Annotated in this window: 16 protein-coding genes; 4 read left to right on the forward strand and 12 right to left on the reverse strand. The window is 33.0% G+C overall.

From position 1 onward, the window contains the following. The first annotated feature begins 13 nt into the window (after positions 1 to 13). Positions 14 to 793, forward strand: coding sequence for a glutamate racemase (gene murI, locus ACU4C5_RS03605; RefSeq protein ID WP_446845687.1), 780 nt, complete (start codon positions 14 to 16; stop codon positions 791 to 793). Here murI and ACU4C5_RS03610 read toward each other — a convergent pair. The 5 genes from ACU4C5_RS03610 to ACU4C5_RS03630 all read right to left on the reverse strand — a co-directional run bounded on the left by ACU4C5_RS03610 (position 790) and on the right by ACU4C5_RS03630 (position 12,657). Beyond that, complete coding sequence (locus ACU4C5_RS03610; RefSeq protein WP_446845688.1) at positions 790 to 1,308, reverse strand: gamma carbonic anhydrase family protein; 519 nt, start codon at positions 1,306 to 1,308, stop codon at positions 790 to 792. The genes murI and ACU4C5_RS03610 overlap by 4 nt on opposite strands. 27 nt (positions 1,309 to 1,335) lie before the next feature. Next, a complete protein-coding gene (locus tag ACU4C5_RS03615; RefSeq protein ID WP_446845689.1) occupies positions 1,336 to 2,070 on the reverse strand; it encodes a LytR/AlgR family response regulator transcription factor in 735 nt (244 codons plus the stop codon). Between the two features lie 48 nt (positions 2,071 to 2,118). After that, on the reverse strand, positions 2,119 to 4,278 hold the full coding sequence (locus ACU4C5_RS03620) for a histidine kinase (RefSeq protein ID WP_446845690.1): 2,160 nt from the start codon (positions 4,276 to 4,278) through the stop codon (positions 2,119 to 2,121). 237 nt (positions 4,279 to 4,515) lie between these two features. Beyond that, positions 4,516 to 5,523 carry a PorP/SprF family type IX secretion system membrane protein gene (locus ACU4C5_RS03625; RefSeq protein ID WP_446845691.1) on the reverse strand — a complete coding sequence of 336 codons (1,008 nt, stop codon included), beginning with the start codon at positions 5,521 to 5,523 and terminating at the stop codon, positions 4,516 to 4,518. Positions 5,524 to 5,529: 6 nt separating this feature from the next. After that, the gene (locus ACU4C5_RS03630) at positions 5,530 to 12,657 is read right to left on the reverse strand and encodes an FIDD domain-containing protein (RefSeq protein WP_446845692.1); all 7,128 of its coding nucleotides are present in this window, start codon (positions 12,655 to 12,657) and stop codon (positions 5,530 to 5,532) included. Positions 12,658 to 13,003: 346 nt separating this feature from the next. On the opposite strand from ACU4C5_RS03630, the gene ACU4C5_RS03635 reads away from it, so the two are divergent. From ACU4C5_RS03635 to ACU4C5_RS03645, 3 genes are all read left to right on the forward strand, one after another. After that, positions 13,004 to 13,909: a NifU family protein gene (locus ACU4C5_RS03635; protein ID WP_446845693.1), complete on the forward strand. Its 906-nt coding sequence runs from the start codon at positions 13,004 to 13,006 to the stop codon at positions 13,907 to 13,909. Positions 13,910 to 14,057: 148 nt separating this feature from the next. Further along, positions 14,058 to 14,750 carry a hypothetical protein gene (locus tag ACU4C5_RS03640; RefSeq protein ID WP_446845695.1) on the forward strand — a complete coding sequence of 231 codons (693 nt, stop codon included), beginning with the start codon at positions 14,058 to 14,060 and terminating at the stop codon, positions 14,748 to 14,750. 129 nt (positions 14,751 to 14,879) lie between these two features. Beyond that, complete coding sequence (locus ACU4C5_RS03645; protein ID WP_446845696.1) at positions 14,880 to 15,692, forward strand: mechanosensitive ion channel family protein; 813 nt, start codon at positions 14,880 to 14,882, stop codon at positions 15,690 to 15,692. On the opposite strand, the gene tsaB is transcribed toward ACU4C5_RS03645, so the two are convergent. From tsaB to ACU4C5_RS03680, 7 genes are read right to left on the reverse strand one after another with little or no spacing between them, the layout of a single operon-like run. Then, positions 15,689 to 16,366 (reverse strand): tRNA (adenosine(37)-N6)-threonylcarbamoyltransferase complex dimerization subunit type 1 TsaB, encoded by a 678-nt coding sequence (gene tsaB, locus ACU4C5_RS03650; RefSeq protein ID WP_446845697.1) that lies wholly within the window; start codon positions 16,364 to 16,366, stop codon positions 15,689 to 15,691. The genes ACU4C5_RS03645 and tsaB overlap by 4 nt on opposite strands. Before the next feature lie 11 nt (positions 16,367 to 16,377). Next, the gene (locus tag ACU4C5_RS03655) at positions 16,378 to 17,670 is read right to left on the reverse strand and encodes an efflux RND transporter periplasmic adaptor subunit (RefSeq protein ID WP_446845698.1); all 1,293 of its coding nucleotides are present in this window, start codon (positions 17,668 to 17,670) and stop codon (positions 16,378 to 16,380) included. 5 nt (positions 17,671 to 17,675) lie between these two features. Beyond that, positions 17,676 to 19,004 carry a TolC family protein gene (locus tag ACU4C5_RS03660; protein ID WP_446845699.1) on the reverse strand — a complete coding sequence of 443 codons (1,329 nt, stop codon included), beginning with the start codon at positions 19,002 to 19,004 and terminating at the stop codon, positions 17,676 to 17,678. Between the two features lie 50 nt (positions 19,005 to 19,054). Then, a complete protein-coding gene (locus tag ACU4C5_RS03665; protein WP_446845700.1) occupies positions 19,055 to 20,218 on the reverse strand; it encodes an efflux RND transporter periplasmic adaptor subunit in 1,164 nt (387 codons plus the stop codon). A 19-nt stretch (positions 20,219 to 20,237) separates the two neighbouring features. After that, positions 20,238 to 21,497 carry an ABC transporter permease gene (locus ACU4C5_RS03670; protein WP_446845701.1) on the reverse strand — a complete coding sequence of 420 codons (1,260 nt, stop codon included), beginning with the start codon at positions 21,495 to 21,497 and terminating at the stop codon, positions 20,238 to 20,240. Position 21,498: 1 nt separating this feature from the next. Next, on the reverse strand, positions 21,499 to 22,743 hold the full coding sequence (locus ACU4C5_RS03675; RefSeq protein WP_446845702.1) for an ABC transporter permease: 1,245 nt from the start codon (positions 22,741 to 22,743) through the stop codon (positions 21,499 to 21,501). Beyond that, entirely contained in the window at positions 22,736 to 23,437 is a 702-nt protein-coding gene (locus tag ACU4C5_RS03680) for an ABC transporter ATP-binding protein (RefSeq protein WP_446845703.1), read from the reverse strand. The genes ACU4C5_RS03675 and ACU4C5_RS03680 overlap by 8 nt, the downstream gene beginning before the upstream one ends. Positions 23,438 to 23,470: the final 33 nt, after the last annotated feature.

Raw genomic sequence — 23,470 nt, forward strand, 5'->3', positions numbered from 1 at the left:
TTATTTTTGTAATATGAGTACACAACCTATTGGCATATTCGATTCGGGTGTTGGAGGCACTTCAATTTGGAAAGAAATTAATTTACGCTTACCAAATGAAAACACCATTTATCTTGCCGATAGTTTTAATGCGCCATATGGTAATAAATCTAAATCTGAAATTATAGATTTAAGCCTTAAAAATACTGAGTTTCTTCTACATCAAAATTGCAAACTCATTGTTGTAGCTTGCAATACGGCAACTACAAATGCTATTAAAATATTACGAGACACTTACCAAATTCCTATTATAGGTATTGAACCCGCTATTAAACCCGCAGCCTTAAATACACAAACAAAAGCCATAGGTATTCTGGCAACAAAAGGAACTTTATCCAGTGAGTTGTTTTATAAAACTACAGATTTGTACGGTAACGGAATTGATGTAGTAGAACAAATTGGAGAAGGTATTGTACAATTAATTGAAAGTGGTCAAATAAATTCGGAAGCTATGAAAGCATTACTAACCGAATACCTACACCCTATGATTGAGGCTAATATAGACTACCTCGTGCTAGGTTGTACGCATTACCCGTATTTGATGCCTTTATTAGAAAATATGCTCCCTAAACACGTTAAAATAATCGATTCGGGAGAAGCAGTGGCAAGACAAACAGAAGCCGTTTTAAAACAATACCAGTTATTAAATACAGAAACAGTTATTCCAAAAAGTGAATTTTTCACTAACGGAACAACTGAAGTGATGAGCGATTTACTAGATCATAAACACGCTGTGAATTATTTAAAGTTTTAATCTTCTTTAAACCATCCTGAATATTTCACATAATTATCGGCAATTCTATTAATCTCACCCGAAATTAATGCTTCACTAATATCTTTAACTTTTTTAGCCGGTACACCAGCATAAATACTCCCCGACTCTACACGAGTATTTGCAGTAACCACAGCACCGGCAGCAACAATACTGTTACTTTCAACCACACAATCATCCATCACAATACTTCCCATTCCGATAAGTACATTATCATGAATAGTACAACCATGTACAATTGCATTATGTCCAACAGACACATTATTTCCTATGGTAGTTGGTGATTTTTGATAGGTAGCATGAATAACCGCACCATCTTGAATGTTTACCTTATCACCCATTTTTATATAATGAACATCACCTCTAATAACAGCATTAAACCAAACGCTACAATCTTTTCCCATACTTACATCGCCAACAATAGTAGCATTTTCAGCAACATAACAATCTTCAGGTATTTGTGGTGATTTTCCGTTTACAGTTTTTATAATTGGCATAATATATTGTTTTAAGTTCTTGTAAATTTATTTAAAATATGATAATAAATTCGATTTTTTAGAAGCCGAAACTACAATCTCTTTTCCTTGGTTTAAAATAACACTTCCGCCCTTACCTTTTACATATTTTACAATTTCGTTTACGTTTACCAAGTAAGATTTATGAACTCTACAAAAGTTACTTTCGGTAAGCGCATCTTCAAAATGTTTTAAAGTTTTACTCACTAACTTTTTGGTATTATTATTCAGGTAAATCTCGGTATAATTATCATCGGCTTTACAGTATAAAATATCAGCAGTATTTATAATATCGAATCCATCTTGTTGCGGAATCGTTATTTTTCCATGAACCACATTTGTTCTTGGCACCAATACTTGATCTTGTAACGCATCTTCTTTGGTTTTAATTTCAGAAACATAATCTACAGCTTTTATCAGCTCATCAATTGAAATTGGTTTCATTAAATAATAAGATGCATGTGCATTTAGCGCTTCAATAGCATAATGATTATAAGCGGTTACAAAAATGGTTTCAAAATTGATATCTGTTAGCTGTTCTAAGAGATCAAAGGCATTTCCGTAAGGCATTTCAACATCTAAAAACACCAAATCCAACTCATGAGCTTCAATGAGTTTTTTAGCTTCGGTGATATTTGCTGCTTCACCTAAAACATCAACATTTGGACAGTATTTTTTGAGATAATTTTTTAAAATTTCTCTACTAGTTTCTTCGTCTTCTACAATGATAGATTTTAGCTTCATATTTTTAATGATTTCTAAATATTTTTTATTCTGAAAAACGCCAAACGTTTAATCTTTTTTAATGGTTACAACAACTTTTGTTCCGGCATCTTCTGCATCCTGAAAATCACCAATACATACATCTATTTTATCTTTATACATAGCATTTAAAATAGCAACTCGTTTTTTAATATTACCCATGCCTTTGCTATTTTGCTTTTGCTGATTTGCTGTTTTTAAAGCTTTAGATTTTTCACGACCAATACCATCATCGGTAATTGTAATACTAATTTCATTCGCGCTTTTTTGGTCTATTAAAATATTTAAATGTCCTTTTTCTAATTTATAACGGAGTCCGTGCCAAACCGCATTTTCAATATAAGGTTGTAATAACATAGGCGGAATTTTGTAGTCTCCAACACTAATTTCTGGGGCAACCGTAATACTGTAATCAAATTTATCTTGAAATCTAAAATGTTCTAATTTTGTATACAGTTGTAAAAGTTCAATTTCTTTTTCTAGCGGAATAAAATCTTCCTCACTATTCTCTAAAACAGCACGCATTAAATATGAAAAATCAGAAAGATATCTGTTTGCTGTACGTTCGTCATTAGTAGCTATAAAACTATTTACTGAGTTTAAAGCATTAAAAATAAAGTGGGGATTCATTTGACTACGCAATGATTTTAGAGCTAGTAAATTATTAGCCAATCGTTGTTGTTTAATATATTTAAACATAAAATATGCCGTCACCAAAAGCAATAACAAACCTCCAATTAGTGAGTAAATAATAAGTTCTTGTCGTTTATTACGCTCGGTAGTTAACTCGTATTTACTTTCAGAAAGTGCGCGATCACTCTCCAAGCTTTTTATGCGTAATTGCTTTTCGGCAATTCCTCTACTTAAACGTGCAGCTTGGGTAATTTCTTGTTCTTTTTTAATATATAAAGCGTCGGTAACTGCGGTATAATCATCAAATACTTTTTTAGCTTTGTTAAAATCTCCAGCATCTACATATAAATCTGACAGCTTTTTAGTAGCATCTTTTTTAACTACCAAATCACCTTTTATATCGGCTTCAACAATACTTTTTTCAAAATACGGAATCGCTTTATTATAATTTTTCTGAAGCAAATACGCATTTCCAATTTTATAATTCTGTTTTTGCGTGGTTACCGGACTTGCATTATCAATGATAGAATCTGATTGAATGTTTAAAATATCTTCAATTAATTGTTTTCTAATTTTAATTTCATCATCATAATTTTTATTCGAATAATTAAATTCGGCCACCATATTTTTCTCTTCAACAGCTCGGGCTTTATTTTCTTGTTCGGCTAAATTTAATGAGTTATTAAAAAACCCTTTTGCTAAATCTACTTGTCCGTTATTATTATAAGATTGAGCTATTTTAGAATTTAAATCGGTGATTTTAGATGTCACAACATGTTTTTGAGCTACAGCTAAACCGTCTTCGTAAGCAGTAACCGAGGCTTTATAATCTTTAATACTAAAAAACGTATTTCCTAAACCTTCGTATAAATTAATTAATTGCGAATTACTCAGTCTTTGTTTATCAATCGCATTATAGGTTTCTATACTTTCTTGGTAGTTTTTATTCAGTTCGTAAGCTTTTGCTAATTTTAAAAGTACCGCATTACTTTTTGAATTTTGAAGACTCGTACGATAGTTTGTAACAGCCAAATCATACTGTTTAAGCTCCATATAAACATCAGCTAACAATTGATATACTTTAGCTTTTTCAATTATCGAATGGCTTTTAGATAACGCATCTGTTACAAATTGCATACTTTTTTCAGGATCGCGTTTTATATAATAGGACGCCGAATCTGTAAGACTTTTAAATTGTTCTGGAATATTACGCTTTTGAGAAGTATTTGATGACAAATCATCGTTAGCTTCAACTTCAATAATTATAGTATCTCCGCTGGTAATGGTAAAATATACGGTTTCAAAATCTTTGTGTTTCACCACTAATTCATCACCCGATTTTGCTTTAAGTTGAAAACGACCATCCGCATCTGTAATAGTATATTCCCCGCCATTTACTTCAACATTTACTTTTGAAATTGGCGTAAAAGACACTTTCTCTCTCACAATTCCTTTTATCAAAAGTGCTTTATCATTCTGAATTTTTAATTGTGCAAACCCGTCTTTAAGAGGAAAACATAAAAAGAAAAGTATAAGATATTTAAGCAGTAATTTCATAGGTTTTATTTCAACAGAATAAACTTACATACTTTAATTGGTTATTTAAAACCGAAAGTCTTTAATTCTAATTTAAAAACAAGCAATTTATACCTGTTTACACATTAAATAAAGTAGTTCTCTAACTCAAAAAGCAGGTTTACTCATTCCCATTTTTATATAAAAAATCCCATTCTGAAGATTTCAAAATGGGAAGTATAAAAAGAATGTCTCGATATAATATCGAGACATTTTATATTAGTTAATTGCTGGACAGTTACAATCGTATTTTTCTCTTCTACAATTAAAGTTATATCCTAATGTTAATTGGTGAAAACCACCATTGTTAAACACTACTGAATTTGCTTGGTAAGAATATGTGTAAGCAAATACAAAGTTATTATAATCTACTCCTAAGAATGGTGTAAAGTATTGTAGTTTTTGGTCACTTACTCCAGATCCATCATTAAACTCAGCACCATCTAAACTTCTTCTGTAAGATAATCCTCCCCAAACTTTACCAAAATCCATTTTCTTATATACTTTCGCATTAAGATCAAAAGATGCTTCTTCTGTTGCATCTTTGTACATAAACATTACTGAAGGTTCGTAGCTCCAGTCGCTTCCGTAAGGACTAAAAACATTACCTAAAGAAAATAAGTATGTTGTAAGATTATTATAACTTAAACCTTGTTCATTAAAGTTGATACCGTCATTTTTAAGAAGATTTTTAATTGTTGCATGTGCATAAAAATCTATAAATTGGTAAGACAATCCTAAATCTACATTAAAGTTTGTAGCACTTTGTTCAACACCTGCAATAATAGGATCAAAACCTTCACTTAAAAATGCTGTTTCATCTAATTTATACTGAATAATTCCAGCACTTAAACCAAATGACAACATATTTAAATCAATCTCATTACGAGAAAACATTAAATGGTGCGCATAAGTAAAGTAAGCTCCCGTTTGAGAGTGATACCCGTTTTTATCGTTATAAACGATAGCTCCAATAGCAGAAGGTGTATCACCAATTCTACCATTAATACTCAACGTTTGAAGATTTGGGGCATCATCTTGACCAAACCATTGTTGTCTTGCAGTTAATCTCACCTTAGCACAATTGGCAACTCCGGCCATTGATGGGTGTATCAGATAATAATTATCTGTTAAATAATCTGAATAAATTGGCAACCCCTCTTGGGCAACACCAATTTTTGTAAATAATGCTAAAATTGCTAGTAAACAATACTTTTTTAAATTCATATCAATTTATCTTTTCAAAGTAAAATGGGCTTTAAACTCTTTTCTTGCGCCAGTATTTGGCTCGTTATACTCTACTACAAACCAGTAATCGCTTGTTGGCATTGGGTTTCCATTGTAATTTCCATCCCAACCATCTCCCGATGGACTAATCTGTTTTACCAGTTTTCCATATCTGTCAAATATATAAATTTTTGCGCTTGGTTGGTCAGCAAATCCAATTATGTTCCATGTATCGTGATATCCATCACCATTTGGCGTGAAATATACTGGATAATCTAATACCGTAACTGTGATATCTGTAGTTCCACATCCGTTCATATCGCGAGCAGTAACTACATGATCTCCTGAACTTACGTCTTCAAAAACACCACTTAATTGCCATGGTCCGTTATCTAAACTGTATTCATATTCTCCTGCGCCACTTGCGATAGCTTCTACAATATGATTTTCTGAAAAAGCATCGGTTAATACATCTGCAACTATTGTTGGTGGTGCACTTTCTATAACTTCTGTCGTATCGGTACGTTCACACATGGTTACTGTTGATGTGGTTACATCGGTTACCGTTACACTATAAGTTCCGCCTTCTGTTGGAATATAGTTTGGTGAGGTTGCTCCTGCTATTTCAACACTATTTAAGTACCATACAAATGTATATTCCGGACTTGTTAAGCCTGTTTCTAAAATTGGGGTATCAATAACTTCACTTCCGTTTGAACTTACACATAATACATAACTCGCATCTAAATCAAATACAGGTTGCGGATTTACATCTAATGTTAATTCGGCTACAGCATAACAGATAGAATCTGGTGTCGTATCATTATCTACACGTCCGTAAATAACTTGTGGGTTAATGACGTTTTCGTATAAGGTTGGTAATGGATTTATCCCTAATTCTGCTTCTGCTTCGGTAGCATAATAACTTACCGTATAATCTACATCACTTTGCCCGTCTAATAAGAAGTCGTTTTGAGTGGTTAAATCAAACTGAACCGTATCATTTGTAGCATCAGCATCTGTTTCCATATTGTCATCACACAATTCATATACAATTGCTATACCGTCGCTATTTGCTTCTGCTGCTTCTTGTACTTCTAAATTAAAGCTTTCTGTACTTACTGAACATCCTGTAATAGTATTGGTTATTGCTACAAATACTTGTTGTGTATTAGTGGTATTTGTATAAGGACTTACTAAAGCGTTCATTAAATCATCCGCATCTAATTGTGTTGCGTGATAAGTAACTGTAAACAGTGTTGCGTCTTGTCCGTTTAAAACTTCTGCATCTTTTGTTGTTAAGTCAAATCCTGCAAAACCATCGGTATTATCTTCACAGAAAATATAATCTGTAATAGCTACAGCATCTGGTAATGGGTGTACAATAATATTAAAATTCACTAAGGTGAAACATCCAGTAATATCATTAGTCACTCTTACGTAAACTGTTTGCGTTGGACTATCAATATTCTCGTAAGCCGTTGGTGTTGCAATAGCATTTGCTCCTGCTTCTGCATCAGCTTCACTTTCATAATAACTTGGTGTTACTCCTGTTTCTCCGTTTAAAATATACACTTCGTTTAGTGTTAAATCAAAAGCTTCAACGCCATCTCCTGGATTAGTATCATCACATAATTCTAAATCTGATGGATCTAAACTTGGTGTAGGATTTGGTAACACACGTATGGTTAACGTGGTCATATCTGTACATCCAGTATCAGTATCGGTAACAACCGCATAAAGTGTTTGTGGATTTGCTGCTGCTCCGCCTACAGATGTGTTAGTATACGCTGTTGCATCTACCGCATTTGTTCCTGAGTCTGCATCGGCTTGTGTTTCATAATAACTTACACTCCAACTTGCTTCGCCTCCTGTAATTTCATTGTCTTTTACCGTTAAATCAAATACAGTAACTTCATCTGCAATGGCATCATCACAAAGTGCTAATCGTGTTGGCTGAATTGCTACTGGTGGTAACTCTACTCTAATTTCAAGCTCTCCTGTAGTAACACAACCGTTGGCTACACTTTCTAATCTTACATATAAGGTTTGTGGGTTAATTTGATTAGTATAGCTTGTTGTATTTACAATTGGATTTGTTCCGTCTTCTGCATTTACTTGTGATAAGTGATAGGTTAAAGTGAACAATGTTGCATCTTGTGTACCTAAAATCTCTGCATCTTTTGTGGTTAAATCAAATTGTGAAATTCCATTACTATCAGTGTCACAAATCACATAGTCTTCAATAGCTGTTGGTACAACTGGTGAAGGCAATACATTTAAGGTTAATTCTACAACAGCATAACATCCTGTGATTGTATTTTCCGCTCTAGCGAAAACGATTTGAGTATTTGCTACGATATTTTCATACGGACTTGTTAATGCATTTTGAGCATTATCTGCATCAGCTTGTGTTTCGTGATAAGTAATAGCGATATCCAATTCGCCATTAATAATTTCTACGGTACGTGTTTCTAAATCAAAACTTGCAAAACCATCGTTATCTGGATCACATTCTTCTATAGGTTCTGGATTAGCTTCTGGTGATGGTACAGGATTTACACGTAAGTTTAAAGTAATCGTGTTATAACATCCTGTCACATTATTTTCTGCTCTTACATAAACTGTTTGAGGATTAACCGTGTTGGTATATGGTCCTGTAATTTCACCTGTTCCGGCATCGGCATCGGCTTGAGTTTCGTAGTAGCTTAGCCCTATTCCCGTTTGACCGTTTAAAATCTCATCGTTGGCATCTTCTAATGTAAACTCCTCTTGCTCATCGCCTAAAGTCACATAATCACATAATTCTAATGGTGAAGGTTGTACTAAGACTGGTAAGGCATTTACAATTAACTCTAAAGTTGTCACTTTATAACACCCATTAACATCATCATCAACACGTACCCATAACGTTTGGTTAAATGGTGTGGTGTTTGTGTAAGCTGCTGGTGTTAAAATTGCATTTGTCCCTGATTCTGCATTCGCTTCTACTTCGTAATAAGTTACGGTATATAACGTTGGGTCTGCAAGAGGACTTAAAATCTCTGCATCTTTTGAGCTTAAGTTAAATTGCGCTAATCCGTCTGCTGAAATATCATCACAAACTTCTAAGGCTGTTGGTCCTACTCCTAATTGTGGGGTTGGATTTACAATTAACTCTAAAGTTACAATCGTTGCACAGTCTGTTGCTATTGTTGCACTTTCTACTCTTGCGTAAACCGTTTGAGAGTTGGCTACAATATTATTATATGGACTTGCTAATGGATTGACATCATTATCTGCATCTGCCATGGTTTCGTGGTAGCTTACCGTTAAACCAGCAACACCGCCTGTGATTTCGTTGTCTGAATCTGTAAGTGTAAACACCCCAAATCCATCACTATCTGGATCACAATATTCTAATGCTGTTGGGTCATTTGCTACTGGAGCTTGCTCTACAACTAAAGTTAAGGTTGTTGTGGCGTAACATCCAGTGTTGATATCTTGAACTCTTACAAAAACAATTTCGCCATCTGTTCCTGTATACGGTATAGTTAAAGCTCCTGTTGCTGCATCAGCATCGGCTTGAGAGGTGTAATAACTCATTGAATAATTTGGGTTATTTCCACTAATCTCATTGTTTTTCAACGTTAAATCAATATCGGTTATACCATCTGGTACATTATCATCACAAACCTCTAATGGTGTTGGCACGACATAAGTTGGTAAGGGATTAACATCTAGGTTAAAACTTCCTACTTCAATACATCCTGTATTTGTGTTTTCTAATTGTACATAGATCGTTTGCGGGTTACTTGTATTGGTATATAAACCAATTAAAGCATTGGTTCCTGCTTCAGCATCTGCTTCTGTTTCATAGTAGCTCACGCCAATATTAACTTGTCCGTTAATAATTTCGATGTCTTTTGAACTTAAATCGAATTGCTCTACCTCATCACCTGGATTATCATAATCACATAATTCAAAAGCGGTGATGGTTGGCACTGTTGGTAATGGGTTAACTAATAAAATTAACTCCACCGTATCATAACATCCTGAGGCATCATTTTCTAATCTTCCAAAAACCGTTTGTGATCCTGGATTAATATTATCATAAGGACTGGCTAATGGGTTAACTGCATTTTCTGCATCAGATTGAGTCTCGTAGAAACTTACAGTCATTCCTGTTTGTCCTCCTAAAATCTCTGAAGATTTAAGTGTTAAATCAAAAGTTGAAAATCCGTCGTTATCATCATCACAAACTTCTAATGCCGTTGGTGTTATCGCTACTGGATTTACACTAACTTCTAAGTCTAATGTAGTCGTGTTATAACAACCGGTTGTCGTGTTTTCTAATCTTACAAAAACAGTTTCTGTAGTGATTGTGGTATTTGTATAAGGTTCGGTTAACGCATTTGTTGCGTCTTCAGCATCTGTTAATGTTGGATAATAACTTACTGTGAGTCCGGTTTGTCCGTTTAAAATCTCAGTATTTTTATCGCTTAGCATAAATGCTGCAAATCCATCGGTATCATCATCACATACAAATAATGTGGTTGGCACAATAACCGTTGGAGCTTCGTTTACAATAATATCAAACGTGGTATAACCGTAACATTCTGGATATAAAGGATCTTCAACACGCACATGAATAGTTTGTGGGTTGATGATATTACTATACGCTGATGGATTAGGTATCGCATTTGATGGGTTTTCTGCATCGGATTGGGCGATATAATAAGTAATATTATAAAGCGTAGCATCTTGTGTGCCTAAAATTGTAGACTCTTGTGAGGTAAGATCGAAAACTTCTATAGTATCATTACTAGGATCATCACATAATACTTGATCATCTATTGGGTTAGCAATAGCTCTTGTATTTACTATTAACTCAAAAACTGCAGTAGGTGAAGCAATATAACAGGCTGAATCTCCGGCGCTTTCTACACGTACAAAAATTGGTTGTGGGTTAGCGGTATTTGTATAAGGACTCGGTAATGCATCCGTTCCTGAATCAGCATCTGCAAAACTAGTATAATAACTAACATTGAAATCTGCTGCGGGTTGAGCGCCTAAAATCCCTAAGTCTTGACTCTCTAAATCAAATTCTTCAAAACCATCGTTACTGTCGTCATCACAAGTGATGAGATTCGGTACATCGTTTATTGAAGGACTTCCTATTGATAATTGAAATTGAGAAACATCAAAACAACCTTCACTATATATATCTTGAATTCTAACGTAAATAATTTCGCCATCAGTTCCTGTGTAAGCTCCTGGTATTGCAATAGGGTTTGTGTTATTATCGGCATCTGCTTGTGATTGATAATATGATACTGTAAACACGGTATTGTCTTGTGTCCCCATCACATTATCATCATTTTCAGTTAAATTAAATACTGCACTTGTTCCTGGTGTACAACTACTTAATCCTTCAATAGATTGAACCGTTGGCGCTGGATAAAACTCAATAACTACTGAATCTGTATTTTGGCAACTTGCAGAAAACACAACATTAACTGTATATTCTCCATTTTCTGTAACATCTAATGTAGAACTTGTATTTCCTGGGATAACAACACCATCTTTGTACCATGTATGTACTGCTGAAGAAGCATGAGTATCTAAAACGATAGTTTCTCCTTCACATCTTGTATTAGCCGCAGAAATAGTTAAATCGTCTCCTAAACTTCCTCCTATATTAAAACTTCCTGCCTGAATAAATACTCCTGAATCATATGAATTATCTCTAGAATCTGCAATTACTAGTTTTATATGATATGTTTCTCCAGGAGTTACATCAGATTGCGCTGTAAAAACACCTGTACGGCCATTAAAAGATATTGGCGGTTGACCTGTTGCAGTGTAACCTCCAAAGTATTCTTCATTTATAGCTCCACAACTTGTATTAGCTTCGTGAATATTAGTTACTAATATAGGTGTTGTTGTTCCTGGTAATACTGCTAAATTAGTGGTATTGTCTAATTCATCTGTAAGTAAAAAGGCAAAAGCATCTGAATACGTACACTCAAACGAGCCTCCGTTGTATTCCTCGGAAGCCATTAAGAAGTTGAAGCTAATATTATCTGCTAAAGGCACAAAATCAAATTCTATAATAGTTGCATTATTAGATGTATCTCCTCCTGTTAAGCCTACAGCATTGTCAAGATCAGTATCTCCAACCCATGCACCAGAACCATCACTAAGTGTGCCTCCAGAATTAGGACCTCCTGCTAAACTTGCATCTCCTGAAGTCATTAACAAACCATCTTGAAAAGGAAAACTCACTCCATTTCCGTAGAAATAGCCTATTCCATTTTCATCACCATAATTAGTTCCGGTTGAAAATGTTACATTTGAAACCTCAGCACAAGGGCTATCAATTAAAACATCAATAATTAATTCTTCAACAGTATAAGTATCTTGATCTACCACAACGTTATCACCTAAAACAAAAACACTAGTAGTTATGACTTCAGAACATCCTTGAGGATTTGTATCGGCAACAGTTAAGGTTACAATGTAAGTTCCTGGTGTATTATATATTTGAGAAATTGATGCTCCTGAACCTACTGAACCATTCCCAAAATTCCAATCATAAGTTGCTCCTGTTCCATCATTAGAAAACGTTGCACTTCCTACAAAATCTACAGTGTCTCCTGGAAGAATTTGAATAGATCCTGCACTATTTGCTTCTGGAGTTGTTGTAATTAAAGGTGTTATAGTTTGACATGGTTCTGCACAAAAAATTTCGGCAGACCATCCTGAGGTTGTCCCACTTCCATCTGATATAAATTGAAAAGTTAAACAACCACTTGTATTTGTTGATGACGCTTGCACATTTCCTGGCGAATTTGCCCCATCATAAGAACCTATAAGAGGAGCTGAAGTACTATCTCCATCATAAATTGTTAAAATATCAGATCCTAATTGTGTACTAAAACTTAAAAAATTAATAATACTAAACTCATCTGTATTATCAGGACAAATAGTAACAATATAATTTTCATTACTAGCGTATGAACTTCCTGCCCCTCCCGAATCATAAAACATATCTGGACTACAGGCATTAAACGTACCATTTTGCATTAATACATCTTGAGAAAATGAATTAAAGGATATTATAAAAGCTATTAGTACGTATAATTTCTTCATATTTTAATAAATTCTATTATCTTAATAGTAATTCAAGTTAAACATAAGCACTTGATGTTAGTTACTAAAAAAGTAATAATTAACTCTCAAAATTCAAATAATTTTATTAAAAAAACTTTTAAGCCTCTTAATAAAAACACATTAAATTAACTTATACTACTTAAGTATCACTACAGAGATTCGTATTAAGGCGGAAATTTAATAAAATTTAACTAATTTACTCCTTTAATCCTTAACAAAAATTTCACATTTAACATTAAAAAGCAACTTAACGTTAAGAGATATAAAAAACTTATATCCTGAAGTTCAATTTTGATTTGCTTATTTTTGCAAAAAAAATATTACTGTGGAACACACTACAATTAAAATACAACCAACCAATAATGCTTTAATTTTAAAATTTGAAGCAGATACGTTTTTAACTCAACACCAAAGCTTTGAATTCAATAATATAGACGAAGCAAAAACCTCTCCTCTAGCACAACAATTATTTTATTTACCGTTTGTAAAAAAAGTATATATCTCAGGAAACTTTATAGCTATTGAGCGCTATAATATTGTTGAATGGGTAGATGTACAAGATGAAGTTGCTAAACAAATTGAAGACTACATTAATAATGATGGTGTAATTATTGCAGATACTTCGGTAAGTATAAAAAAAGTACCGGTTACTGTATATGCTGAAAGCACCCCTAACCCTTCTGTAATAAAATTTGTTGCCAACAAGAAATTGGTAACATCTGTGTTTGAATTCACATCAATTGATGATGCAAAACTATCTCCGTTAGCAACAGAGTTATTTCATTTTCCGTTTGTAAAAAGCATCTTTTTAGATGAAAATTTTGTTTCAATTACAAAATATGATGTTGCCGAATGGAATGATATCACATTAGAGCTTCGCGAATTTATTAGAACTTATATTGAAAACGGAAAAGAAATAGTTGTTGCAAATGCTAAAGAAACACTTCAAAAAACAACTAAACAGTTGGATGATAATTTTGAAACTTTAGACGATGTTTCAAAAGAAATTATTAATATTCTTGAAGAATATGTAAAACCTGCTGTAGCTAGTGATGGTGGAAATATTTATTTTGAATCATATAATAAAGAGACTCAAAAAGTGAAAGTTGTTTTACAAGGCGCTTGTAGCGGATGTCCTTCTTCAACATTCACATTAAAAAGTGGTGTAGAAAACATGCTTAAAGAAATGTTACCTGGAAAAGTAAGTAGTGTTGAAGCTATCAACGGATAATTACTTTTTTAATAAAAAAAACAAAAATATTAACTGGCACTACTTTTGTAGTATTAAAATAAGTTAAGATTAACATAAACCATTGTCATTTTCTTATTAGTATTTATACTTTTACGGCTTTCACATTTATAAAATAAAAACAAAACCTATGAAATTAAAATTTTCACTATTTGCACTCGCACTTTCTTTTTACAGTTTATCACACGCCCAACTAGTTGGTGACAATAATACTTTTGATGGTTATAATGGACTTATAAGAACAACAGCAAGAGTAACAAATGCGAATGTAGAAGGAACTCCTTATGCGACTGATGAATTTGTAGTGGCGAAAATTTCAATTTCTGAAACAGAAATATTTAAAGTAAAGTACAACGCTTTATTAGATGAATTTGAAGTACAAAAAGACAATGGAGAACTTTATGCTTTAAACAAAAACGGAAGAAAAGACATTACAATTACTCTTTTAAAAGAAAAAAAGACGTACCAGATTTTTAGCTACATTGAAGATAATACGTTACAAAACGGTTTCTTTATGCACTTAACAAATCCTGATGCTAAAGTAAACTTACTATTAAAAAAGAACAAAAAATTTATCGACCAAACTTTTGCAACATCTAGTTATGATAAAGATCGTCCTGCTCATTACAAAAACCTTAACGATAAGTTTTTTATTAAACTTGACGATGGAAACGCAATTGAAGTTCCAAGAAAGAAAAAAGATTTCTTAAAACTTTTTCCAGAGAAAAAAGGACAAATTGAAAAGTTTATGAAAACTGAAAAATTGAAACTAAAAAAAGAGCTTGATTTAACTAAAATTGTTAACTACATCAATATGATATAAGTTTTTTTATACAAAAAAGCGCTCTCACACAAATTAGAGCGCTTTTTTGTGTGAAAAAACTAAATTATACAAATCATTTACAATACAATAACAACTAAACAATAATTTTTAAACTTAAAAAAACGAAGAATGGAATTAGACAAATGGATTGAAAAAGGATATGAAATTATAATGGACTTCGGACCAAAAATAATATTAGCAATTGTAATATGGATTGTTGGTTCATGGGTTGCTAAAATGCTACTCAAAGGACTTAGTAAAACAATGGACAAACGTGAATTTGATGTTAGTTTAAAAAAGTTTTTATTAAACCTTTTAAACTGGACTTTAAAAATCATCCTTATTATTATTGTTTTAGGTACAGTTGGTATTGCTACAACATCTTTTGCTGCAATTTTAGGTGCTGCTGGTTTAGCTGTTGGTTTAGCTTTACAAGGATCACTTGGTAATTTTGCTGGTGGTGTTTTAATTATGATTTTTAAGCCAATTAAAATTGGAGATTTAATTGAAGCTCAAGGTGAGATAGGTGTTGTAAAAGAAATTGAAATTTTTACAACAAAACTTATAGGACTTTCTAATAAAGAAATTATTATTCCTAATGGATCTTTATCTAACGGAAACATTGTAAACTATAGTACACAAGGAACACGTCGTGTAGATTTAACCTTTGGAGTTGGGTATGATTCTGACATCAAACAAACCAAAAAAGTATTAATGGATGTGATTTCTTCTCACCCACTTGTACTTAAAGATCCTGCACCAACAGTTAACGTATCTGAATTAGCAGATAGTTCAATTAACTTTGCTGTAAGACCTTGGTGTAAAACTGCAGATTACTGGACTGTATTTTTTGATGTTACAGAACAAACTAAAGAAGCTCTTGATGCTGCTGGAATTGAAATTCCTTATCCACATCAAGTTGAAATTCATAAAGAAGCTTAAACCTTAGGTTTTGGTTTTAATGCAATGAAATCTTTTAAATAATAAGGTTCAAAATAAGCGACATCTTCGATGTCGTTTTTTTTGTACTTTATTTCTGCTAAAGCCCCCATTTCTCTTGCCGATGGTAATTTATCGTCTACAAAAATAGCATTAGTACTTGTAAGTAATGTTTTGGTTTTCTCAACACCATTTCCTACAAAATACACCAAGCCTTTTGCTAAGTAAGACGCAAAAGAAGTCTCATCTAATATTTGAGCTTCTATCTTACGAACTTCATTAAAAGAACTATCAAAAATTGCCGAATATACCTCCATGCGTCTAGCATCTAGCATAGGTATAATTACTCCTTCACTTGCATTTACTTGATGCGCTAAAGCTTCTAAGGTTGAAATAGAAATTAACGGCTTATCTAAAGCAAAACACAAGCCTTTTGCTGCCGAAACTCCAATACGTAATCCCGTATAAGACCCTGGACCTTTACTTACTGCTACGGCATCAATATCTTTTAATTCATAATCTGATGAGGCAATAATGTCTTCAATAAAAACATGTAACCATTCGGCGTGCGAATAGTTTGCATTATTATCCTCTTTTAAAACCAAAATCTCTCCTTCATAAGAAAGAGAGACTGAACAGTTTGTTGTTGTTGTTTCTATATTAAGTATTAACGCCACTTTATTTAAGTTTATTCGGTTTTAGACTCCAAATCTGTTTTGTTGCCTTCAATTTCAATTTTATCACCAGATTTTAATAGCTTTGAAACTACATTATATGGTCCTGTGATAATCTCATCGTCTTCTTTTAAGCCTGATATAATTTCAATGTTAGAATTATCTTGAATTCCGGTTTTTACAACACGTAATTTTGCAGCTCCATTATTGGCTACAAAAACACATTCAAATTTTTCTTCAGAATCAGTTTTTATTACTGGCATTGTTTTATCTACAGTTGTCTTTGCTGTAGTTGTATCTGTTTTAATCACAATAGCACTAATTGGCACGGCAACAGTTTTTGCCCTTTTATTGGTAATAATATCAACAGTAGCAGTCATTCCTGGTCTAAATGGTGAAAAATGTTCCGGCTTTCCTTCTACTAAGTCCTTATAAGATTCTTCAATAATACGAACTTTTACTCTAAAATTAGTCACTTGATCTGCGGTTAATGTTCCATCTGCAGAATTTGCAATTTCAGTAACAACTCCTTTAAATTCCTTTTTTAAATACGCATCAACTTCAACTATTGTAGAGTCACCAATTTGCACTTTAACAATATCATTTTCGTTAACATCAACTTCAACCTCCATGTTGTTTAAGTTAGCTACACGCATAATTTCGGTACCCGCCATTTGCTGAGTTCCTACCACACGTTCACCAAGTTCAACATCTAATTTAGAAATTGTACCACTCATTGGCGCGTAAATATTTGTACGATTTAAGTTATCGTTTGCTTCGTTTACCGTTGCGCTTGCACTTTGCACATTATAATATGCTGATTGTTTGTTGGCTTGTGCTATTTCGTAACTTGAAATGGCTTTATCCCAGTCTGCCTTTGATATAATTCCTTTTTCAAATAAGGTTTTATTTCTAGTATATGTAGCTTTAGATTCTTTAAGTGATGCTTCTGCCTGACTTAATCCTGCTCTTACATTTTGAAGAGAAGCTTGTGAACGGTTTAAACTCGATTGGTAAATATCTGGGTTTACACGCACTAACAAATCACCTTTTTTCACCTGTTGTCCTTCAACAATTGGTAATTCAATAATTTCTCCCGAAACTTCACTGGATAGTTTAACTTCAATTTCTGGTTGAATTTTTCCGGTAGCCGAAACTGTTTCAACAATATCAATAAGTGTTACTTTTTGAGTAGTAACGGTTTTAAAGTTTCCTTTTTTACCGAATACACCCATTTTACTTCCTATAACTAATAGTAAGATTAAGGCTATTGCTGATATTACAATTATTTTGGCTGTTTTGTTCATGATGATTAGTTGATATCTGTAATAGGTATTCCAAAATAGAATTCTAATACTTTTAGTTTAAATATATAATCGTATTTAGTACGAATAACGTCACTTTGAGCAGCTTCAAATCTATTTTGAGACTGACTAAAATCGAAAGCATTTAACATACCAATATTATAACGCTCTCTTGAATAATTAAAAGCTTCTTTTCTTGCCGCTAATGTAGTTTGAGCAGCTTCAAAAGCTTTCTTCGCGCCTTTTGTATCATTATACGCTTGGTAAACTGCAGTTTCCATATCTAAATTAGCTTGTTCTAATTGCACTTTTGCACGCTCAGAACTCACTTTATTTCTTTCAACATTATTACGTGCCGAAAACCCATTAAAAATAGGAATGCTTAATTGTAAGCTAAAATTATGGCTTTTATTATCTGACACTTGAGATTCAAAATCATCGGTATCAAACAATCCAGAAGTAAAATAATTAGTACTAAAACTATACGACCCTCTTAGCGATGGTAGTAAAACACCTTTAGCAATTTTAATGTTGTCTTCGGCAATTTCTACATTGGTTTGTGCTATTTTAATATCGTAACGCTCTTCTTTAGCTTTTGCTATAATACTATTTGGCGACTCGTTTAAAATTGAGCTAGATGGTAATAAATAATCTTCATTAACAACATCAAACGTTTCGTAATCTTTAACTAATAAGGTTTGTGCTAATTGAATTTTTGATAATAATACCGCATTTTCAGCATTTACAATTTGTTGTTCTTGTGTAGCAATAGTTGCTTGAATTTCTAATAAATCTCCCTTCGGAAGTGCACCAGCATCCACTAATTGCGTGGTTCTAGTTAGTTCTTCTTCAGATACAATTTGTTGTGCCAATAAGACTTTTAATTGTTCTTTATTAAATAAAATTTGAAGAAATCCGTTAGCTACTAATAATGAAACATCATCTTTTATTTTATCTAATTGATATTGTGATGCTAAAATTTGAAGGTTAGAACGGTGTAATTGATTAATATTTTGAAGTCCTTTAAAAATATCAACCCCCGAACTAATTCCTCCAGCAAGATTTTTTGTTGTAGAGTTTACCGCATTAAAAGTTACAGGATCTTGCCCTAAACCAATACTCCATGAGTGCGAAGCTGAGGCATTTAAAGTTGGTAAGAAATTACCAAAAGCATCTTTTTTATTAATTTCAGATTGCTGTAAATCCAAAGCGCTTTGTTTAACCGTAATGTTATTTTCTAACGCATGGTTAACACACTCTTGTAGTGTCCAAAGTTTATTTTGTGCTTGCGATGCAAAAGCACTTAATATGGCTAATATGATGATTGATTTTTTCATAACTAAACTATAAGTCTATATAACTGTAAAAGTGTTACAATTTATTTTAATTAATTATCTTGAGCATAATCTGGCACACCTTGTACTTGGTTCCAAACCTTTATTTTATCTGTTGCTGTGATGCCTTCTTTAATTTCTACATAAATACCATCACTAATACCTGTTTCAATTGTACGACGTTCAAATTGTTGTTCCCCTGTTTCAATTTCTACAAATGGCAATTTAGTTTCAGAGTCATATTGCACCAAAGCTTCTTTTATTGCTAACACCTTATCTGCTTTTTCTAAAATAATTGAAGCATTTGCACTTAAACCTGCTCTAATAAAAGTAGAATCGATGTTTTTTAATGACCCTTTTATTTCAAATTGGATAGCACCATTTTCGGCAACACCTTTAGGAGCAATATAATCTAAAACGGCTTCAAAAGTTGTCCCTTCAATAGCACCAACGGTAATTTCTAATGGTAAACCTTCTTTTATTTTTCCTACTTCACTTTCATCAACTTTACCTTCAAAAATCATAAATTTTACATCTGCTAATGATGCAATAGATGTACCTTCATTAAAATTATTAGCTTCAATAACTTGATTTCCGGCTTTAACCGGTACGTCTAAAACCATTCCAGAAACTGTAGCTCTCACTTGAGTTTGTGCTATATTACCTAAACCACTTGTAGTTCCTGTTTTTATAATATCGTAATTTTGCTGTGCAGAATTTACGTTAATTTTTGCTTGTTCAACACTTTGTTTGGTTTGCAAATAGATGTTTTTTACGGCTTCAAAATCATTGGCAGAAATCACCCCTTTTTCAAATAACGCTTTTTGACGATCGTAATTAGATTGTTGTGTTTGTAAATTAATTTTTGCTGTTTGTAATCCTGTTTGATTAGTAGCAATACTATTTTTTGAACTTGTAAGTGATGATACATTAGGAATCACTCTAATTTGCGCAATTAAATCTCCAGATTCTACATATTCACCGGCTTCAATAAACACTTTTTCAATAACTCCCGAAATATTAGGTTTAATTAAAATTTCTTCTTTCGGAACAATATTTCCTGTGGCAACTGTTTTCACAACAATTGTTTGCTCACTTGCTTGCTCTGTAGTATACGTAATAGGGTTTTGGCTATTTTTTTGCCATAAATAATATAATGCGCCTGCAAATACAAACACTATTATTAATAATATGATTACGGTTTTAGTTCTTTTCATTGGTTATATAAATTACGTTCTACTCAATTCTTAAAGCGTCTACTGGTTTCATTTTAGTGGCGCTATTTGCAGGAATTAATCCTGCTAAAAGTCCTGAAACAACTAATATAATTAAAGCTGTAAATACGACACTCATACTTACACTTGGGTTTACAAAATTATCAACAGGTCCGCTTATATCTAAAATATAATTGATGGCCCATATCACAAATGCTGCAAACGATATTCCTACCATACCCGAAAGAATGGTTAATAATAAACTTTCTTGTAAAATTTGACTTTTTATAGTCCATGGTGAGGCACCAAGTGCTCTTCTAATTCCAATTTCTTTGGTACGTTCTTTAACTACAATTAGCATAATGTTGCTAATTCCAATAATTCCAGACATTAATACTAAAGCGCCAACAAAATACCCAACAAAAGACAATATGGAAAACAAACCGTTTATACGTTCAAATTGTTCTGATAAATCCCAATGTCCAATGGCACGATCATCATTTGGTGCAACCTTATGTCTAGACTTCATTAAGTCGAAAATTTGTTGCTTAAAGGTGGTAATACTAATTCCATCAACAGCTGTAATAGCCATCCATCCTACATTATCTCCTTTATTAAAAGCTTGACTAAATGTGGTAAACGGAATATATACAGTACTCGCTTCTTGCTCACTGTCTCCTTGACTATTACTCATTTCAAAAACACCAACTACCAAAAAATTAACGCCATTAACTTTTATATAAGTTCCTAAAACAGCTTCTTCTTTACCGTATAAAGTTTTAACAACTCCTGTACCAATTACGCATGTTTTTCGTTTGGCATTAATATCCGAATAACTAATAAAACGTCCCTGAACAATATCCATAGGCTGTTGTTTTATAAACTCAGGATAATCACCGTAAATTTCAAAAGCACCTGTTTTTGTACCTCTCACTACGTTATTTGCACCTTGAAAACCTCCTAATTGATTTCTTGGTGATACATATTTTAAATTAGGGACTTGACTTTTAATTGCAGCAACATCATCTATTTTATAATTAAAATAGCGGCCTTTTGGTAAGCCTTTATAAGGTTTTGAAGTTCCTTGCGTCCACATAAACATAGAGTTGGTAGCAAAGTTTCCAAAATCGGACATGACACCATTTTTTAATCCGTTTGTTAAAGCGAGTAACAATACTAAGATTGTGATACCCCAAAACACACCAAATGCGGTTAAAAAAGTTCTAAACTTATTAGCGGTTAATGCTTCTAATATTTCGTCCCAACGGTCTCTGTTAAACATACTATTCGTCTCTTAATGCTACAATTGGTTTTATTTTTGCTGCTCGGTATGCTGGAATAAATCCAGCTAAAGCACCAGCAAACACTAATAAAAACACCGTGGTTATAGCAATATTAAAATCTACCTGTGGATGTTTTATAAAATCACTCTCAATATGTGGCCCAACGAGTTCTAACAAGCCTAATCCTAAAATAAGACCAAATAACCCTGAGAACATCGTCACAAAAACTGCTTCTTGTAAAATCATACTAACAATAGACATTGGTAAGGCTCCTAAAGCTTTACGAATACCAATTTCTTTAGTACGTTCTTTTACAATAATAAGCATGATATTTCCTACACCAACAATACCGGCGATAATAGTACCTATACCAACAAACCAAAACACGGCTTTTATAGTATCAATTAAAGAATAAATCTTTTTAGCCTCTTTTAATGTATTATTTACACGTACCGCACCTTCATCATCTGGTGCTACTGTGTGCATTTTTTTAATATCGACTTCTATTTGTTTTGATATTCGGTTTGAATTTTCAACTGCTTCATCAAAATTGTCAGTCATGTTTACTGTAAACATCATATTTCTAATATTATCTCCAGCATTAAATACACGTTGCGCAGTAGAAATTGGGATATACACCTGACTTTCTTCTCGCTCTCCACCTGGATCAAAAAAGACACCTATAACCTTAAATGTCATTCCGTAAACGGAAATATTTTCACCAATAGGATCTACATCTTTAAATAAATCACGACGTACTTTATCACCTATTACTGCTACTTTTTTTGCTCCTACATCATCCGATTCGTTAATAAACCGTCCGCTTCCAATATCGGCATTCTCAATAAATTGATTATCGGATTTTACACCACGTAATCTATAATTCCCTGATTCTTTTTTATAAGTAATTAATCCACCCCAAATAGAATATGTAGGTGTTTCATATTCAATATTATCTTTATATTTTTCAGAAATCATATTGAATGTTCCATTTTTAAGCTGGATATATCTTCCAGGATTCAACCCTTTGTATTCTTTAGTCGTTTGTCCTGTCCAAACAGAAATACGATTTGTTGCATCGCCTTGAAATTGTGATGTTACTCCGTTTTCAATTCCGTTGCTAAAACCTAAAAGGATAACGAGAATGAAAATTCCGGAAGCTACAGAAAGTCCTGTCAAAAACGTACGAAGTTTATTTTTGCTAAGGGTTTCAAAGATTTCTTGCCAACGCTCTATATCAAACATATTGTGATGCTCTTACTTGTTGCACCGGACTATCATCAATAATTAATCCGTCTTTTAAGTTTACAATTCGCTTAGTCATATTTGCGATATCATGCTCATGCGTTACTAACAATATGGTTTTTCCATCATCATTAATACCTTGTATGAGTTCCATAACTTCATAAGATGTTTTGGTATCTAAAGCTCCTGTAGGTTCATCGGCTAATAGTACTTTAGGGTCACTTGCTAAAGCTCTCGCTATGGCAACACGTTGTTTTTGACCACCAGACATTTCACTTGGTAAGTGGTGCGACCATTGTGCTAAACCAACTTTCTCTAAATAATGTTCGGCTTTTTCAATACGTTCTTTTCGTTTTACGCCTTGATAATATAAAGGAAGCGCTACGTTATCTAACGCTGTTTTATAGTTAATAAGATTAAAGGATTGAAAAATAAAGCCTAAAAATTCGTTTCGATATTTTGCAGCTACTTTTTCGTTAAGATTTTTAATAGGAAAATCATCTAGCAAATACTGTCCTGTATCTGCTTCATCTAGCATCCCTAAAATATTAAGTAAGGTAGATTTTCCTGAGCCAGAAGAGCCCATTATAGAGACTAATTCGCCTTCTTTTACACTAAAATTTATACCTTTTAGTACATGTAGCGAATTATTGCCCATGTGGTAAGATTTATGTAAATCTTTAATTTCTATCATGGCTTGTTGGTTAATTTCTCACAATATTACATA

It is taken from the genome of Lacinutrix undariae, from assembly GCF_052934785.1.

Coding starts and splice junctions, on each gene's coding strand:
- ACU4C5_RS03660 (WP_446845699.1), bottom strand. CDS start 19,004: ATGAAAAAATCAATCATCATATTAGCCATATTAAGTGCTTTTGCATCG.
- ACU4C5_RS03640 (WP_446845695.1), top strand. CDS start 14,058: ATGAAATTAAAATTTTCACTATTTGCACTCGCACTTTCTTTTTACAGT.
- ACU4C5_RS03615 (WP_446845689.1), bottom strand. CDS start 2,070: ATGAAGCTAAAATCTATCATTGTAGAAGACGAAGAAACTAGTAGAGAA.
- ACU4C5_RS03655 (WP_446845698.1), bottom strand. CDS start 17,670: ATGAACAAAACAGCCAAAATAATTGTAATATCAGCAATAGCCTTAATC.
- ACU4C5_RS03665 (WP_446845700.1), bottom strand. CDS start 20,218: ATGAAAAGAACTAAAACCGTAATCATATTATTAATAATAGTGTTTGTA.
- ACU4C5_RS03680 (WP_446845703.1), bottom strand. CDS start 23,437: ATGATAGAAATTAAAGATTTACATAAATCTTACCACATGGGCAATAAT.
- ACU4C5_RS03620 (WP_446845690.1), bottom strand. CDS start 4,278: ATGAAATTACTGCTTAAATATCTTATACTTTTCTTTTTATGTTTTCCT.
- ACU4C5_RS03670 (WP_446845701.1), bottom strand. CDS start 21,497: ATGTTTAACAGAGACCGTTGGGACGAAATATTAGAAGCATTAACCGCT.
- ACU4C5_RS03645 (WP_446845696.1), top strand. CDS start 14,880: ATGGAATTAGACAAATGGATTGAAAAAGGATATGAAATTATAATGGAC.
- murI (WP_446845687.1), top strand. CDS start 14: ATGAGTACACAACCTATTGGCATATTCGATTCGGGTGTTGGAGGCACT.
- ACU4C5_RS03610 (WP_446845688.1), bottom strand. CDS start 1,308: ATGCCAATTATAAAAACTGTAAACGGAAAATCACCACAAATACCTGAA.
- ACU4C5_RS03630 (WP_446845692.1), bottom strand. CDS start 12,657: ATGAAGAAATTATACGTACTAATAGCTTTTATAATATCCTTTAATTCA.
- ACU4C5_RS03675 (WP_446845702.1), bottom strand. CDS start 22,743: ATGTTTGATATAGAGCGTTGGCAAGAAATCTTTGAAACCCTTAGCAAA.
- ACU4C5_RS03625 (WP_446845691.1), bottom strand. CDS start 5,523: ATGAATTTAAAAAAGTATTGTTTACTAGCAATTTTAGCATTATTTACA.